The organism is Vibrio gangliei (assembly GCF_026001925.1).
Taxonomy (GTDB): Bacteria; Pseudomonadota; Gammaproteobacteria; order Enterobacterales; family Vibrionaceae; genus Vibrio; species Vibrio gangliei.
Window position 1 is genome coordinate 340,538 of record NZ_AP021869.1, and the last position, 15,731, is coordinate 356,268.

Here is a 15,731-nt window from a genome sequence, read left to right on the forward strand (position 1 = left end):
CTTTTCCTACGCGACAACAATACAAAGCCCACCTCTTACGGTGGGCTTATAAGCCGCAATTTTTATTTGCGAGATGGTTTACGCGCTTTCACCATCCCTTGCTCGGCCGCTTTCTCTTGCTTCAACTTACGTTTTTCTTTCAAGCTTAACTGGGGTTGCTTCTTGTCTTTTTTACTCATGACTTCACCTCTATTTTACTGACATAACATACAGCTACACACCAGATGCGGTGTCGGTGGCTATGATTGATGAATGATTTCGGTAATCACAAAGCAGCGGCGCTGGTTGAATATCTCGAGTTCTAAGACATCATCCTGAGAACGTCCCAACAATCGGGAACCTAAGTACGAGTCAACAGCTAGCATCCCCGCAAGAGGTTGGCTCTTACGTGAATCAACTAACGTCATGCGATATTGATATGAGCGGTCAAGATCCACTAAGCGAACGGTGTCGCCAATCGCAATTCGGGCTAAGTTGCGACACTGGGTTTGCTGTTCGTAAGCTTCAAACAGCGACAATAATCTTAGTGGTGATTGATAGGTTAAAAAGCGACTGGTTAACCACCAAGTTCGCAGCGCCAAGCAGTACGCAGTGAACCAACGTTCAAACATGATATTTTCCTTCTTAATGCCTTGTCTTACAGATAATTGCAGTGCATTGAACCGGAAGTGCGTCACCTCCGGCTTAGTTCAGGAAAATCGTCACCATGTTTTCTAACCTCGTATGATTGGAAAGCTCTATAGCACTATAGCGAGCAGGAAAAAGAAAGCAAAAGCACTCAAGCGAACAAAATGGCAAGAAAAACAGAAAAGGGAAACAAAATGGTGCCGCTACTCAAGCCTCTGGCAGTTAGTAGCAGAAAAGCCAAAGTCTTAGCATAAAGTGGTGATTTTCATACCACCAAGAAACAAAAAAAGCAGCGATGGGTGCAAGCTATTTCGCTTTGTGTGATCGAACTAGGTTGTCAGATGATTACTGTGCAGTTCAAATAAGCGCCATCACGCCCTAAAAACAAAAAGGCTTGAATATATTTTTGTCTAAGCCTTTTGCCAATCCCGAAACAAAGCCATATTGGTTGCCTTTCTCTGATGTTGAAAGGGTTTCAGAGGATTTCATGGCTAATCGAATTGATGATATTGATGAGTCTAATTCGGATTTGGTCAACCCAGATGCTTTTCTCTCAGATATTACGTTACGGCTTGTGGTCCGTTATGCAATAAATTTTCTAATGCCATTTTCGAATCGAGAAGTAAGTTATGAGTAAAAAGCGGTTGTCAGAAAAAGACCTTTTAGAGGGATTAACAAGTCATACAGCACACTCGGATGAACTCGCGGCTACAAGTGAAAAAGATTGGGGTCTATTCGGAAGATGCTGATAAGGCGGATAGCGATTTTCTAGTTGAACGACGTGACGTTTTTGACTCTTCCTGAATTGAATTTGAGGAAGATGAACAAGATTAAGCAAACAGAAAACTCCCCAGACATTAACGTTGATATTGATGTTCTGTGAACCAGCATGTTTGTGTTTCGGAATTAATCACCAGAATCAAAAACTCCCTGTTGTAAGTTACGATACCAGTAAGCTGACTGATCTTGCGACAAATATCGATTTACGGTCCATTAGATAATGGGAGTTGGACTTAGGCTATTCACTTTCCTGCTGAGGAAAACGTAATACTTAATGAATTGGCTTTATGAGTTCGCAGTTACACTTTAGCCGGCTTTGTTGCTTAAATAGATTGAACGATACGATACGAAAATGCTGTACCAGAGTCATCTTTACAAGATAAGAATAAACGATGATGCTGTAATGTCGCCTTATATGCTTTTAGCCGCCCTATCTAATCCTCTAGTTATAGATCAAATTCAGTCGAAGAGATTTACACAGGACATTATAGATTCATTAGGGAAACGCATTCTGGAACTGATTATTCCAGTACCTAGAGATATAGCTAAACGACAAAGGATTATCGATATTACAAAACGTTCAATAGATGAAAGAATTGAATCAAGAGAGCTGGCAAGGCAAGCTAAGTTGATGGTTTGTGAGCCCTAATTATTTTTTTAGGGTGTTATTTAGGGTGTTAAATAGTTTTTTGTTTTTTAACATCTGAATTTATTCGGTTTTTTATAAATGGGCGGCATGATGTAATCCACCTTTAGGCTTAAACATCAGCACTTATCTGACCCTATAAACGCTTAAAATTGAAGGCTCACTGCTTAGGTAGTGAGCCTTTTTTGTTATTCAAAATAATGAGATATTGCAAGGTAACGATTACGAATATGCTCTATTAATAATCGAACTTTATGAGGCGGTTGCCGAGTAAAAGGATATACAGCATAAACACCAAGCTTTTTACCAACTTGTTCCGGGAAGATATCGATTAATTCTCCATTACGTAAATCGTGATAAACCAAGCACTTGGGTACATAAGCAATCCCATGGCCACCAAGTGATGCTTTTCTTAATGCCATTGCGTTGTCAGTCGTGAAGGTTCCCGATACTTTTACAATATAGTTGCCATCATTTCCTTTAAATTCCCAATCGGTCGCCCCTGTTGTTTGATAACTATATTGAAGGCAATTATGGTTAACAAGGTCTTGTGGTGTGAGAGGTTTTGTATTTCTAATGATGTAAGAGGGTGATGCGCATACAATCCATTGGGAATCAAGAATATGTCTAGCGATAAGACTTGAGTCTTCTAAGTATCCAGTACGAATAACTAAGTCGAAACCCTCATCTATTAAATTGACGAAACGATTATCCAGAGACATGTCGACAGTTAAACCAGAATATTTATTACAAAATTCAGCAACAGCGTCGGCCAATAGTAGATCTCCAGAGATAGCCGGAACCGACATTCGAATGTGACCACTGATGTTTTCACCGAACCCTGCCACAGCATCTTCTGCTTCTTGCGCGGCATACCTCACACTTTTTGCTTTTGTTAGCAAGACTTTACCAGCTTCACTCAGCGTGAGTTTTCGAGTTGTTCTGTATAGCAATTGAACTCCCAAATCATCCTCTAATCGGGCAATTCTTTTGCTAACTGCTGAATTTGTAAGATTATTTTTCTCAGCGACTTTATTGAAGTTCCCTAACTCAACAACTTGAGAGAATAAAATTAAGTCATCTACTCGCATTATATTATGTCGTTTTTGGAAATAATGAATTTCATTATCTATCTATGTGCATAAAAAATAAAGACATATATTAACCAGATAAAAACAAAATCATAACAATCACTTCAATTCAATAATGTGGCTCAAGCATTTAATCTGTTTCACATATTGCAGGTTAAATCCTAATAAGGATGCAGGGCTTAAGGACAAGGATGGATTCCATGAGTGTAACTCAATTAGCATTGGCTGCCTTTTCACCTATCGTAGTGGCAGCCATTTTACTTGTTGGACTAAATTGGCCAGCTAAAAAAGCGATGCCTGTTTCATTTATATTAACGGTGATGATTGCGCTGACTTTTTGGGATATGACAACCAATCGAGTTATTGCTTCAATACTACAAGGTTTAGGTATTACCGTTACGGTGCTATGGATCGTTTTTGGTGCCATTTTGTTACTAAATACACTGAAGTATACAGGGGCGATCACGGTTATTCGTAATGGATTTACCAATATTTCCCCAGACCGGCGTGTACAGGCGATTATCATTGCGTGGTGTTTCGGTTCATTTATAGAAGGTGCCTCTGGATTTGGTACTCCTGCTGCGATTGTTGCTCCATTATTAGTTGCTATTGGTTTTCCTGCTTTAGCTGCTGTTCTTATTGGCATGATGATTCAGTCAACACCGGTATCATTTGGTGCGGTTGGAACCCCTATTTTGGTGGGTATTAATAAGGGGCTTGATACTCATAAAATTGATGGTGTTCTAATCTCCCAAGGTTCTAATTGGGGGGAATATTTACAACACATCACTTCTACGGTCGCCATTATTCATGCTTGTGTTGGTGTCTTAATGCCAATATTAATGGCTGTTATGTTAACTCGCTACTTTGGAAAAAATCGTAGTTGGAAGGAAGGATTGGATATTCTCCCATTTTCACTACTAGCAGGGGTAGCATTTACCATTCCCTATGCATTTACCGGGATATTTTTAGGGCCAGAATTCCCATCATTAGCCGGTGGTTTGTTTGGCTTGTTGATTGTAGTGACTGCAGCCAAAAAAGGCTTTTTAGTACCTGAAAAATCTTGGGATTTTTGCCCAGAAAAAGAATGGCCTGCAGAGTGGTTAGGTTCATTAAAAATGGAACTAGACGATATTAAAGGCAAACCTATGAGCTTGGCTATAGCCTGGCTTCCATATGTATTGCTAGGTATCGTTTTAGTGCTAAGCCGTGTTAATGCAGATTTTAAAGGTTGGTTGCTAAGCGTTAGCTTGAGTTTTAATAATATTCTTGGTGAGCAAGGAATTAGCGCTTCGATAGAACCTCTTTATTTACCTGGCGGGGTACTTGTATTCGCAGCTCTAGTAGCCGTATTGATTCAAGCGCGGAATGCGAAGCCTTTAGCTCAGGCTTTTGGGGAGTCAACGAAGACTTTGATTGGAGCCGGATTTGTCCTTATTTTTACTATCCCGATGGTGAGGATTTTTATTAACTCCGGCGTCAATATGTCCGGCTTGGACAGTATGCCTGTGATGACTGCCAATTTTGCTGCAAGTTTAGTTGGCGACTTTTTTCCTGCAATTAGCCCGACAATTGGCGCATTGGGGGCTTTTATTGCGGGCTCAAATACCATTTCAAATATGATGTTTAGTCAGTTTCAATTTGAAGTGGCACATGCATTAAATATTTCTAGTATTTTGGTTATTGCTCTACAAGCTGTAGGGGCGGCGGCTGGAAATATGGTCGCTATACATAATGTTGTCGCAGCTTCAGCTACGGTTGGGTTATTAGGTCGTGAAGGGGCAACGCTACGTAAAACGATCATTCCAACACTTTATTACCTTGTTGCTACAGGATTGATTGGTCTTCTTCTTGCCTATGGCTTTGGTATGACCGATGTATTAATGGGTTAAGACGATTAGGACTGAACTCAGTAAATAAAATGTATTATCTAATATTAGGAATATATCCATGATTATTTCATCTTCGACTGACTACCGTGCTGCGGCTAAATCAAAGCTACCACCATTTTTATTTCACTATATTGATGGTGGTTCATACTCAGAACATACTTTAAGGCGTAATAGTGATGATTTATCTGATATTGCTTTGCGCCAACGTGTTTTGAATAACATGTCTGAGTTGGATTTGAAAACACAACTGTTTGGTGAAGCTTTAAATATGCCAATCGCACTTGCTCCCGTCGGACTCACTGGAATGTATGCACGGCGTGGTGAAGTTCAAGCTGCAAAAGCAGCAAGTAATAAAGGTATCCCTTTTACTTTATCGACAGTTTCCGTTTGTCCTATTGAAGAGGTGGCACCGGCGATTAAACGGCCGATGTGGTTTCAACTTTATGTTTTAAAAGATCGTGACTTTATGAGAAATGTATTGGAGCGAGCTAAAGCAGCAGGAGTCACTACTCTTGTTTTTACGGTAGATATGCCAGTCCCAGGGGCGCGCTACCGAGATATGCATTCTGGTATGAGCGGGCCGAATGCCGCAATTCGCAGAGTGATGCAATCTGTCACTCATCCTAAGTGGGCATGGGATGTAGGTTTGAATGGGAAGCCTCATGATTTGGGCAATATTTCAGCTTACCGAGGTACACCAACCAAATTGGAAGATTATATTGGTTGGTTGGGTGCTAACTTTGATCCTTCCATTTCATGGAAAGATCTAGAATGGATCCGAGATTTTTGGGAAGGTCCTATGATTATTAAAGGGATTTTAGATACGGAAGATGCGAAAGATGCGGTTCGCTTTGGTGCCGATGGAATAGTGGTGTCTAATCATGGTGGAAGGCAATTGGATGGTGTGCTCTCGACAGCGAGAGCTTTGCCTGATATTGCTGATGCTGTAAAGGGGGATATAAAAATTTTAGTCGATTCCGGAATACGTTCGGGTTTAGATGTAGTGAGAATGTTAGCCCTAGGTGCGGATTGTACTCTTTTAGGTCGCTCATTTGTTTACGCGTTGGCAGCTCAAGGCCAATTAGGTGTTGAAAATTTATTAGATTTATATGAAAAAGAAATGAAAGTAGCGATGACGCTAACCGGAGCAAAAAGTATTAACGATTTATCTTCAACTTCTCTGGTTTCAAATTTATAACTTTGAAAGGCCAATTCAATTGGCCTTTTCTTTGTCTCATATTTCAATAACTTTGCTCAAAGAAAGGCAATATAAATCACATAAATAAAATATCGTACTTTAAAAATCAAAATACTGTTTTATTACTATTTGTGTGCAAAAAACAAACAGGCGCATGAATCAATACATGAAGTAATAATAACAATATGGAGATGAGAACGTATGAAACGGTTACCTTTAGCTATGGCTATCATGGCTTCACTCACGGCCACTTCAGCAATGGCTTTTAGCAGCATTCCTCAGCCGGTGGAACACAAAAAATCGGTAGGTTCAATGGGGGCAAATGGTTGGGCGAGTGCCGAGGAAAGTGTGACTGGTGGCGCTGGTGCCACGGCCGACCGTATCTACACAGTCACGAATCGTAAGCAGTTGATTGAGGCTTTATACGGTAGCCAAGATGCCAACATCAATGCTGATCCTAGCAATGAGAAAAAAGTCATTTATATCAAAGGCAAAATTGATTTATCCGCCAATCAAAAAGGCAATAAATCGATGACGGCGGAAGATTTCATGGCTCAATGTGAGCAGTATGGCTACAACGATTACGACACTTTTTACCAAGCCTACCGCAACGAATTTAACCCTCACACTTGGAATAAACAAAGCCTTGCTTCTAATGGTCGTCCGCCGGCGGTATCTGGGCCACTAGAAGACGCGCGTGATTGTTATCAAAAAGCACAAGCGGCGTATACGGTCCTGCGTGTGGGCTCAAATACCTCTATTTTAGGTTTAGGCAATAATGCTGAGCTCAGTTTTGGTACCTTATTATTAGGCAAAAATGGCGAGGAGCCTGTGTCTAATATTGTGATCCGCAATATCGAATTTAAAGATGCGTTTGATTTCTTCCCATCTTGGAGCCCAACCGATTCATTCAAAATTGATAAAAATGAATTTGGCGTGGGTAATTGTAGTGACGCATATGTCAGTGATGAGGTGAACCCTGCTGCATGTGAAAGCATTGAAGGTGGTCGTTGGAACTCGGAGTACGATTTAATATCGGTGGATAACGCCCATCGTGTGTGGATTGACCATAACACCTTTAGTGATGGCAAGCGTACTGATGATAAGTACCCGCCAGTATTTGCGGCGCCTTATAATGCCAAAGAGCAAAAAGTGCAGCATCATGACGGTTTAGTGGATGTGACCAACGGGGCGACACAAGTCACCATGTCTTATAACCACTTTAAAAATCACGATAAAACCAACTTGTTGGGTGGCAGCGATACCACCAATGCGGAGCGTTCGTATGGCCCAGGTTCGATTGATGTGACTTTCCATCATAACTATTGGCAAGATACCGGCCAGCGTATGCCGCGTGTTCGTTTTGGTCGAGTGCATGTTTACAACAACTTCTTCCAGCTTGACGCTAACAGCGATCCTGCGCCAACTTACCGCATGGGTGATGCCATTATTTTAGGTACTGCATCGAAAATCGTGGCAGAGAACAATTCGTTTGAGATCAAAGGTGAAGATTTTGCTAAGAAGATCATCGGCTTCAGCTCTAGCCAATCGAACCGAACTAAGTGTGAAAATACCCAACGTTATGAAGTAGGGGCTTGTGCTACTTACTTCTATGCACAAGGTAACTTAGTCAATGGTGAAGACATGGATCTGAATGAAATTGCTCAGACACGAGCCACCAGTTCAAGTAGCAATTCACCATTAACCATCTTGTCACCTAACAGCGATAGCGAGTTCTGGCTACCTCGTTATAGCTACGATTATCAATTGCAGCCTGCACAACAGGTGAAAAATGAAGTCGTACGTCACGCCGGTTCCGGTAAGTTAAAGTTTAACCCTCATCACGCCAAATAGGGGATGAATGAGTAAATGAAAAAGCCCCCGATTGGTCAAATAATCGAGGGCTTTTTAGCTGTTCTTATCACAATCAATCTTATTTTAGATCGCTCATGATTTTGTCTGCTTTCGATTGAAGCTCATCCATTTTCTTTTGGAAGTCAGCCACTTGCTCATCAGTCATGTTTGCAACTTTGTCAGAAAATGCTTTATTTTGCTCTAGCATTTTTTCAGCTTGTTTCTTGTTGTTCTCGTTCATTTCATCTAGGTTGGCTTGTTGTTTGTCTGTTAGGCTAGCAGCAGTAGCAAATGTTGAAGCAAGAACAAGAGATAACACAAGAGTACGTTTTAACATGATCAATTCCTTTATACGGATGTAGTTTCGTTGCGTAAATGACTCTTAAATCTGAACGCTATGTAAAATCTGTGTCAGACATGTCTAGATGAGGCCGATTAATCAATTTATGTGGATCTCGTGTTGTTTTTTTGTTTTTTCTTGCCGTTCAACATGTTGAATTTCATAAGGAAGTTATGATTATGGCGATAAAAATACAACAATTAATTGCTCGTGATTATGGGTTGATTATCGAAGGTTGGGAGATTGAAAAAGGGCAGCATTGGGGGATTTTCTCGACTTACAGTCATGCAGGCTCGTTAATTGGCCGTGTATTCACGGGAGATATCCAAGCAGAGGTGTCTGAAGTTGAAGGTTTACCAAGCCAGATTGGTTGGGTATCGCTTTATCAGCAGCAGTTATTGTTGGAGAAAGAACTGGCCGATGATGATACGGATTTTATGGACCGACTGGATTATGGTTCGAGTGTCGAGTCGTTGGTGGCAGAAACATGCCAAGACAAGGTGCAAGTTGAAGAATTACTTACGTTAACGGATTTGCAGCATTTGCGTCAGCGTGGTTTTCGCCAGCTTTCAACCGGCGAGACTCGACGCGTGATGTTAGCTCGGGCTTTAGCGATTGAGCCGCAATTATTGATTTTAGACGAGCCCTATGCCGGCTTAGACTTAGCGCATCAGCAACAGCTTTCTCAGTTACTTGAAACCTTATCACACCGTTTGCAATTGTTGATCATCACCTCGCGTGAAGACGAACTGCCCAGTTGCATCACTCATGTCGTTATGTTTAATGCAGAGGTGACTAAAGCGGGCGAAACGATCCATCGACTCGACGCGGGCATGAGCATAGAGCAATGGCAAACTCATCCGGTAATGGAGCAGTTAGTCGCGCTGTCGCAGCAGCGTAGCCAAGAGGTGATGCAATTAATTAAGCGACAAAGACATCAACCTCAATACGATAATCCATTAGTTGAGCTAAAAAATGCCAAAGTAGAATACACCGATGCTTTGATTTTTAAAGACGTCAATTGGCGGATTAATAATGGTGAGCATTGGCAAGTTCGTGGCCCAAATGGTTGTGGTAAAAGCACCTTATTGGGTTTGATTTTAGGCGACCACCCTCAGTGTTATAGCAACGATATTACCTTGTTTGGCAAGCCTCGCGGCAGTGGTGAAACCATCTGGCAAGTCAAAGAGCAAATAGGCATCGTGTCTTCGGCGTTGCATTTACAATATCGAGTCAATTGCAGTGCATTGGAAGTGCTATTGTCTGGCTTCTTTGACTCGATTGGTGTCTATCAAAAACCAAGTAAGAAGCAGGTAGATTTAGCCAAAGATTGGCTGGCGATTTTACACATGAGCCAATGTGAAAAGACCAGTTTCAAACAACTCGATTATGGCCAACAACGGTTACTGTTAATTGGCCGCGCTTTGATCAAGCAACCAGTGCTGCTGATCCTCGATGAGCCATATCAAGGCTTAGATTTCATTAATCGTAAGTTAGTGATGAATACGCTAAACATGATCGCCGAAGAAAATTTAAGCCAATTGTTGTACGTTTCTCACCATGTTGATGATGCGCTGCCGGCCATTCACAACTATGTCGATTTTATTGGCGATGCACACAATGGCTATGAGGTAAAGGTGACGGCGAACGCAAATTAGGTGCGCTTCATTTAGGTTTATTGCATTGTGTGAGTTGTAGTGATGCCCCACATCATTGGATATATGGGGCTAATCTATAACCTTTTAGTCTTCCGTACTTTGCTCTTCTTTTGTGATCACTCTCGCCATATTAATGGTTTTTGGGCGACGGCGTTTTTGCATGGTTTGATGAACACCACGGCGCAAACTTTGAAAGCTTTTTTCGACTTTATCGACGCCAAGCAATACACATAGAGCCAAAGTGGTCAGGAGAATCGATTGAGATTCATGACCTAAACCTATCATTAACCCTAGCGCTGCCAGAACCCAAATTACCGCCGCCGAGGTTACTCCATGAATTTTGCCATCCATTGTCATCATCACACCAGCACCTAAAAAGCCCACACCAGTAATGATTTGTCCTAACACTCGAGCTTGGTCTAGCGTGTTGGGTGATAATGAAACCGCCATCGCCATAAATAGGTAAGTACCTGAAATGATTAATATCGCAGTGCGGATGCCTACGGGTTTACCACGCAGTTGACGCTCAAGTCCAATAAAGGTGCCGTTGATGGCGCAAGCGGTGAGAGACCACCAACTAAAGGGTTCAATGTTAAGCCATTCATGTGTCATTGACGGGTGTATTTGCCTTTTTAAGAGAGGGAATGAAATTTTTGAAATAGTACGATTTTTGAGTTTGAGATCTAGACTATTATTGATGATATTTTTTTATCTTAAAGGTGAAGGGTTTCTATCGCATCGCTTTCATTGTAATGCTTAATACACATGTTACCTTGTTATTTGTATGTGTTTTATGCATAAATGTTATGCGTCTTTATCACTGTTTTATTTAAGGTTACTTCCCTATACTCGCCATCAGATAAATAACCTAGCCCAATTTGGAGAAGTTATGTTTAAAGCTTTAGTGTTAAATCAAGAAGACAAACGTACCATCGCAACAATCGAATCCCTAGACGAAAGCCAGCTGCCAGAAGGTGAAGTGTTGGTCGCGGTTGATTACTCTTCGATTAACTACAAAGATGGCCTTGCGGTGACGGGTAAGGGCAAGATCATTCGTAACTTCCCAATGGTGCCGGGGATTGATTTTGTTGGCACGGTATTGGAGTCTCAAGATGACCGTTATTCTGAAGGCGATAAAGTTGTGCTTACTGGTTGGGGTGTGGGTGAAAACCATTGGGGGGGCATGGCGGAAAAAGCGCGTCTGAAAGCGGATTGGTTAGTGCCATTACCAAAAGGTTTAGATGAAAAACAATCCATGGTGGTTGGTACCGCTGGTTTTACTGCCATGTTATGTGTACAAGCAATCTTGGATGCGGGCGTCAAACCAGAAGGCGGTGAGATCCTCGTGACAGGTGCGAGTGGTGGCGTAGGTTCAGTATCTGTCACTTTACTGAGCAAATTAGGCTATAAAGTCGCAGCGGTGACTGGCCGTATTGAGCAAAATGGTCCGCTTCTTGAAAGACTTGGTGCAACTCGCGTTATTGACCGTCGTGAATTTGAAGAGCCTGCACGCCCATTAGAAAAACAAGTTTGGGCGGGCGCAGTCGATACCGTTGGTAGTAAAATTCTAGCTAAGGTGTTAGCGCAAATGGATTACAACTCGGTAGTTGCGGCCTGTGGTTTAGCCGGCGGCTTTGATTTACCAACCACGGTGATGCCATTTATCTTGCGTAACGTACGTTTGCAAGGGGTTGATTCGGTTAATTGCCCAACGGAAAAACGCATTGCCGCTTGGAATTCATTGGCTGACTTATTACCGGCAAGCTACTTCGAGCAAGCCTGTACAGAAATCACCTTAGAAGAAGTTGCAAAATACGCGGAAGATATTACCAATGGTCAAGTGACGGGCCGAGTAGTAGTGAAGATTTAAAAGCGGTAGCTAGGCTGCTAGTAACTAGTGTTTAGGAAGCCAAATTATAAAGCCTTGCAGTGCATTGACATGAGTCGCTGCTTGGCTTTTTTATAGATGGAGCATTGGGTTCATTTGTTGATGTAAAATACGTAGAATGAAAATATCGTGTGCTCTTATTCGATAGAAAATGGCATGCTTATTATAATCATATCTTCTTATTCCTTGTTTTATCTGATTGTAATCGCGGCCAATCAAAGGCGATTCCGATAGCATTACTAAACAGCGTTCCATATCATAGGTATAGTCATCAGCCTGATCTTCACCAAAGTTTAGCCAAGTATATTCATATATTACCCGAAATCATCTTCGGCTTTTTGGGATAATTTATACACTCAACTTAGCCTTACGCTGAGCTGCAATCTGTTTTAGTGATAAGTTGCTTTCACCACTTTGTTCACCTTCCTCAATCGCATTACGTAGCATATTTTGTTGATTTTCTTGTTGCTCTAGTAAACGTAAGGCACTTCTCATTACTTCACTGGTTGAGCCGTAGCGGCCACTTTGTACCATTCGTTCAATAAAACTATTGAGCGATTCACCGATTGTGACACTTGTTGTTCGTCCCATTGGATTTGCCCTGTGTTAATTATTCACACTAAGTTTATCATAGATTAAAAATTATGCTATTTGATGAGGTTGTTACTGGGAGTGGTATCTGAAAGCAATAGTGATCTCTATTTTGGGGACGAAATTAGGATCTAGAGTTGTTATTTCTATTTGAGTTAAGACAAGCGAATGGTCCGAGATCCGAAACCATCTTTTCCTAGTAACTCGAACTTAGAAATCCTTAACCTATCCCCATCACCTCAATCCTTTCGGCGATCAACTTGCCACATTCTTGTTTTAATACTCCGCGCAACCATTGCTGGGACGAAGATTGGTCGCAGCGCGAATGCCAAATCAGAGAATAATCAAATGGCGTTAATTCAAATGGGGTTTTCTTGATCACCAGGTTGTAGCGTTTGGCGACCAGATAAGCTAAATCTGCTGGCACGGTAATGATCAGCGGCAAGGTATCCATGATGGATAAAGCGGCCTCTAAATGATAAGCCCGTAGCAGCCATTTGGGCTCAGGGTAACCGGATAAAGCTTGATCGATTAACGCTTTGACGCCATCGCTGACCGCAATCATGGCATGGTTAGCAGCTAAATAGTCGTTCAAACTGAGCTCAGTATTCGCCAGTGGATGCTTGGGGGACAATAAACAAAACACACCCACTTTACCCAAATGTTCTTTTTTGAGTGGATCGACGGAGTATGTTGGGCGGCAAATCGCCATATCTGCGCCTTGTGTGGTGAGCTGTTCTCTTAAATGATGATGTTGTAATGGTACCAACTCTAAACGAACATTCGGGGCTTCTTGGTAAATCCGCGGCAAAGCAAACGGCAAGATGGTTTGCATCGCATAATCAGTGGTGGCGATGGTAAAAGTTTGTTGGCAGGTTTGAGGATCGAAATCTTGCGGTGAAAGCAATTGGCGCAATTCATCGAGTGGTGCATTAAGTTGCTGGTGTAATTCCAATGCTTTCTGGGTTGGGAGCAGTGATTGGCCTTGGCGGGTAAACAAGGGATCATCGAGCAACTCACGTAAGCGACCCAATACACGGCTCATGGCAGATTGGCTCAGATTTAATCGAATCGCTGCTTTGCTGACACTGCCTTCCTCAATTAACACCTGTAGGGCGACAAGCAGATTCAAATCGCGACGGTAAATGTCTTCTAATTCCATCTCAAGTCTCTTAACTGAGCTGTAAATCGAGCGGCGTTTTACTTTTCTCTCCGCCAATTTCACGAGCAAGTGTCGGTACTAAATAACCTGAAACCTGCTTGAGGACACCCGCTATGATCTCGCGAGCACGTTCATCGGAGACATAAAAGTGCGCCGCGCCTTGTACCTTATCGAGCACATGTAAATAGTAGGGCAAAATACTAGCATCAAATAAAGCGCGACTTAATTGTGCTTGAGATTCGACGGTATCATTAACGCCTTTGAGTAACACGCCTTGATTAAGTAAGTGCACACCAACTTGGCGTAGCTTGTTTATAGAGGCTGCAAACTCGGCATTGATTTCATTGGCGTGATTAATGTGCGTCACCAACACCACATTTAAGCGGGTGTTTTTCAGTATTTCGCATAACTGTTCGGTAATTCGGTTGGGGATAACCACAGGCAAGCGGCTGTGAATGCGCAGGGTTTTGATATGCTCAATCTGGCTAATGCCTTCTATCAACCACTCAAGCTCTGAATCTTTAGCCATCAAAGGATCGCCACCGGATAAAATGACTTCATCCAGCTCAGGGTGAGAATCAATGTAGTCTAAACTTTGCTGCCAAGTGGCTTTGTTGCCTTTGTTATCTTGATAAGGAAAATGACGACGGAAACAGTAGCGACAGTTAACCGCACAGCCGCCTTTAACGATCATCAGCACTCGGCTTTGGTATTTATGTAGTAAACCCGGCAAGACATTATCTTGTTCATCCAGCGGGTCGGTGGAGTAGCCTTCGTGCACCTCAAACTCTTCCTCCAGAGGTAATACTTGGCGCAATAGCGGATCGTGCGGGTTGCCTTTTTCCATTCTGTCGACAAAACTTTGTGGGACACGCTGCGCGAACAGTTGGCGTGCTTGTAGGCCTGATAACCACGGCGTAGGGTCGATCTCAAGTTGTTTGAGCAGTTCTAATGGTTCAGATATGGCTTGAGCAAGCTCAGTTAACCAAGCATTTTGTCGAGTTAGATCATTTTGTGGCAGGTTAGGCGAGGTTTTGCGCCAGTTTTGCTCAACAGGGATGACTTTTCGGGTTATCATATCGGGCATTAAATTGAACTCGAAGAATATATAGAGGAAAAAATGGCGACTGTTAGCACCAATGAATTCAAAGGCGGTCTTAAAATTATGCTTGATTCTGAGCCTTGTGTCATTCTCGAAAACGAGTATGTCAAACCAGGTAAAGGCCAAGCGTTCAACCGCGTAAAAATCCGTAAATTGCTTTCGGGTAAAACACTAGAAAAAACATTCAAATCTGGTGATACCGTTGAAGTTGCTGATGTAATGGATATCGATCTTGATTATCTTTACAACGATGGCGAATTCTACCACTTTATGAACGCAGAAACATTCGAACAAATCGGTGCAGACGTGAAAGCGGTAGGCGAGAGCGCGAAATGGTTAGTAGAAAATAACACTTGTATGCTAACCCTTTGGAACGGTAACCCAATCGCAGTAACGCCACCAAACTTCGTTGAATTAGAAGTAACAGACACCGATCCAGGTCTAAAAGGTGATACTCAAGGTACTGGCGGTAAACCAGCAACATTGAGCACTGGCGCTGTGGTTCGTGTCCCACTGTTCATCTCTATTGGTGAAGTTGTGAAAGTGGATACTCGTACTGGTGAGTATGTAGGTCGAGTTAAGTAAGTTACGTTTCTCGGTATTCGGGCGCTACGCTGCTCGTCGTTCGAAAAGTAAGACTCGAAGAATAATAAACGGGCCGCTGATGATTCAGCGGCCCGTTTTTACTTGGTAGAAAAGATTGTTGCGAGAGTCGAGAAGAATAAAAGCACAAGATTAGAGCCAGAATAAAAAATGGATCGTCATCCTGAATAGTGAGGCACGAACGTAGTTCAGGATCTCCAACAACTCGTGGTTTCATCAAGCATGGTTCAATATTTACACGCTTTAGGAGATCCTGAACTGCGCTCCTACGTCGCTTTTCAGGATGACGATTCAGTTAA

Annotated in this window: 14 protein-coding genes; 6 read left to right on the plus strand and 8 right to left on the minus strand. The window is 42.3% G+C overall.

Annotation, left to right across the window (positions count from 1 at the left end):
- Nucleotides 1-239: 239 nt before the first annotated feature.
- Nucleotides 240-611 carry a GreA/GreB family elongation factor gene (locus Vgang_RS01565; RefSeq protein WP_105902546.1) on the minus strand — a complete coding sequence of 124 codons (372 nt, stop codon included), beginning with the start codon at nt 609-611 and terminating at the stop codon, nt 240-242.
- Between the two features lie 1,630 nt (nt 612-2,241).
- The gene (locus Vgang_RS01570) at nt 2,242-3,144 is read right to left on the minus strand and encodes a LysR family transcriptional regulator (protein WP_105902543.1); all 903 of its coding nucleotides are present in this window, start codon (nt 3,142-3,144) and stop codon (nt 2,242-2,244) included.
- 200 nt (nt 3,145-3,344) lie between these two features.
- Between Vgang_RS01570 and Vgang_RS01575 the strand changes: the two genes are divergently transcribed.
- From Vgang_RS01575 to Vgang_RS01585, 3 genes are all read left to right on the plus strand, one after another.
- Nucleotides 3,345-5,036 carry an L-lactate permease gene (locus Vgang_RS01575; protein WP_105902542.1) on the plus strand — a complete coding sequence of 564 codons (1,692 nt, stop codon included), beginning with the start codon at nt 3,345-3,347 and terminating at the stop codon, nt 5,034-5,036.
- A 58-nt stretch (nt 5,037-5,094) separates the two neighbouring features.
- Nucleotides 5,095-6,234: an FMN-dependent L-lactate dehydrogenase LldD gene (gene lldD, locus Vgang_RS01580; RefSeq protein ID WP_105902541.1), complete on the plus strand. Its 1,140-nt coding sequence runs from the start codon at nt 5,095-5,097 to the stop codon at nt 6,232-6,234.
- A gap of 201 nt (nt 6,235-6,435) precedes the next feature.
- Nucleotides 6,436-8,088, plus strand: coding sequence for a pectate lyase family protein (locus tag Vgang_RS01585; RefSeq protein ID WP_105902540.1), 1,653 nt, complete (start codon nt 6,436-6,438; stop codon nt 8,086-8,088).
- A 79-nt stretch (nt 8,089-8,167) separates the two neighbouring features.
- Here the strand turns inward: Vgang_RS01585 and Vgang_RS01590 are convergent, their stop codons facing one another.
- Complete coding sequence (locus Vgang_RS01590; protein WP_105902539.1) at nt 8,168-8,425, minus strand: hypothetical protein; 258 nt, start codon at nt 8,423-8,425, stop codon at nt 8,168-8,170.
- A gap of 182 nt (nt 8,426-8,607) precedes the next feature.
- On the opposite strand from Vgang_RS01590, the gene Vgang_RS01595 reads away from it, so the two are divergent.
- Nucleotides 8,608-10,086, plus strand: coding sequence for an ATP-binding cassette domain-containing protein (locus tag Vgang_RS01595; RefSeq protein WP_105902538.1), 1,479 nt, complete (start codon nt 8,608-8,610; stop codon nt 10,084-10,086).
- Between the two features lie 84 nt (nt 10,087-10,170).
- Here Vgang_RS01595 and Vgang_RS01600 read toward each other — a convergent pair whose 3' ends face one another.
- Complete coding sequence (locus tag Vgang_RS01600) at nt 10,171-10,698, minus strand: MgtC/SapB family protein (protein WP_105902537.1); 528 nt, start codon at nt 10,696-10,698, stop codon at nt 10,171-10,173.
- Nucleotides 10,699-10,975: 277 nt separating this feature from the next.
- On the opposite strand from Vgang_RS01600, the gene acuI reads away from it, so the two are divergent.
- Nucleotides 10,976-11,956, plus strand: a complete 981-nt coding sequence (gene acuI, locus Vgang_RS01605) for an acrylyl-CoA reductase (NADPH) (RefSeq protein ID WP_105902536.1) — start codon at nt 10,976-10,978, stop codon at nt 11,954-11,956.
- A gap of 90 nt (nt 11,957-12,046) precedes the next feature.
- Here acuI and Vgang_RS01610 read toward each other — a convergent pair whose 3' ends face one another.
- The 4 genes from Vgang_RS01610 to epmB form a co-directional block, all read right to left on the minus strand.
- On the minus strand, nt 12,047-12,229 hold the full coding sequence (locus Vgang_RS01610; protein ID WP_245879937.1) for a type II toxin-antitoxin system RelE/ParE family toxin: 183 nt from the start codon (nt 12,227-12,229) through the stop codon (nt 12,047-12,049).
- A gap of 93 nt (nt 12,230-12,322) precedes the next feature.
- Complete coding sequence (locus tag Vgang_RS01615) at nt 12,323-12,565, minus strand: type II toxin-antitoxin system ParD family antitoxin (RefSeq protein WP_105902535.1); 243 nt, start codon at nt 12,563-12,565, stop codon at nt 12,323-12,325.
- Between the two features lie 220 nt (nt 12,566-12,785).
- Nucleotides 12,786-13,727, minus strand: coding sequence for a LysR family transcriptional regulator (locus tag Vgang_RS01620; protein ID WP_105902534.1), 942 nt, complete (start codon nt 13,725-13,727; stop codon nt 12,786-12,788).
- A 10-nt stretch (nt 13,728-13,737) separates the two neighbouring features.
- Nucleotides 13,738-14,814 (minus strand): EF-P beta-lysylation protein EpmB, encoded by a 1,077-nt coding sequence (gene epmB / locus Vgang_RS01625; RefSeq protein WP_105902533.1) that lies wholly within the window; start codon nt 14,812-14,814, stop codon nt 13,738-13,740.
- A gap of 33 nt (nt 14,815-14,847) precedes the next feature.
- Here epmB and efp point away from each other — a divergent pair, with 33 nt between their 5' ends.
- Nucleotides 14,848-15,414, plus strand: coding sequence for an elongation factor P (efp, locus tag Vgang_RS01630; protein WP_105902532.1), 567 nt, complete (start codon nt 14,848-14,850; stop codon nt 15,412-15,414).
- Nucleotides 15,415-15,731 lie beyond the last annotated feature (317 nt).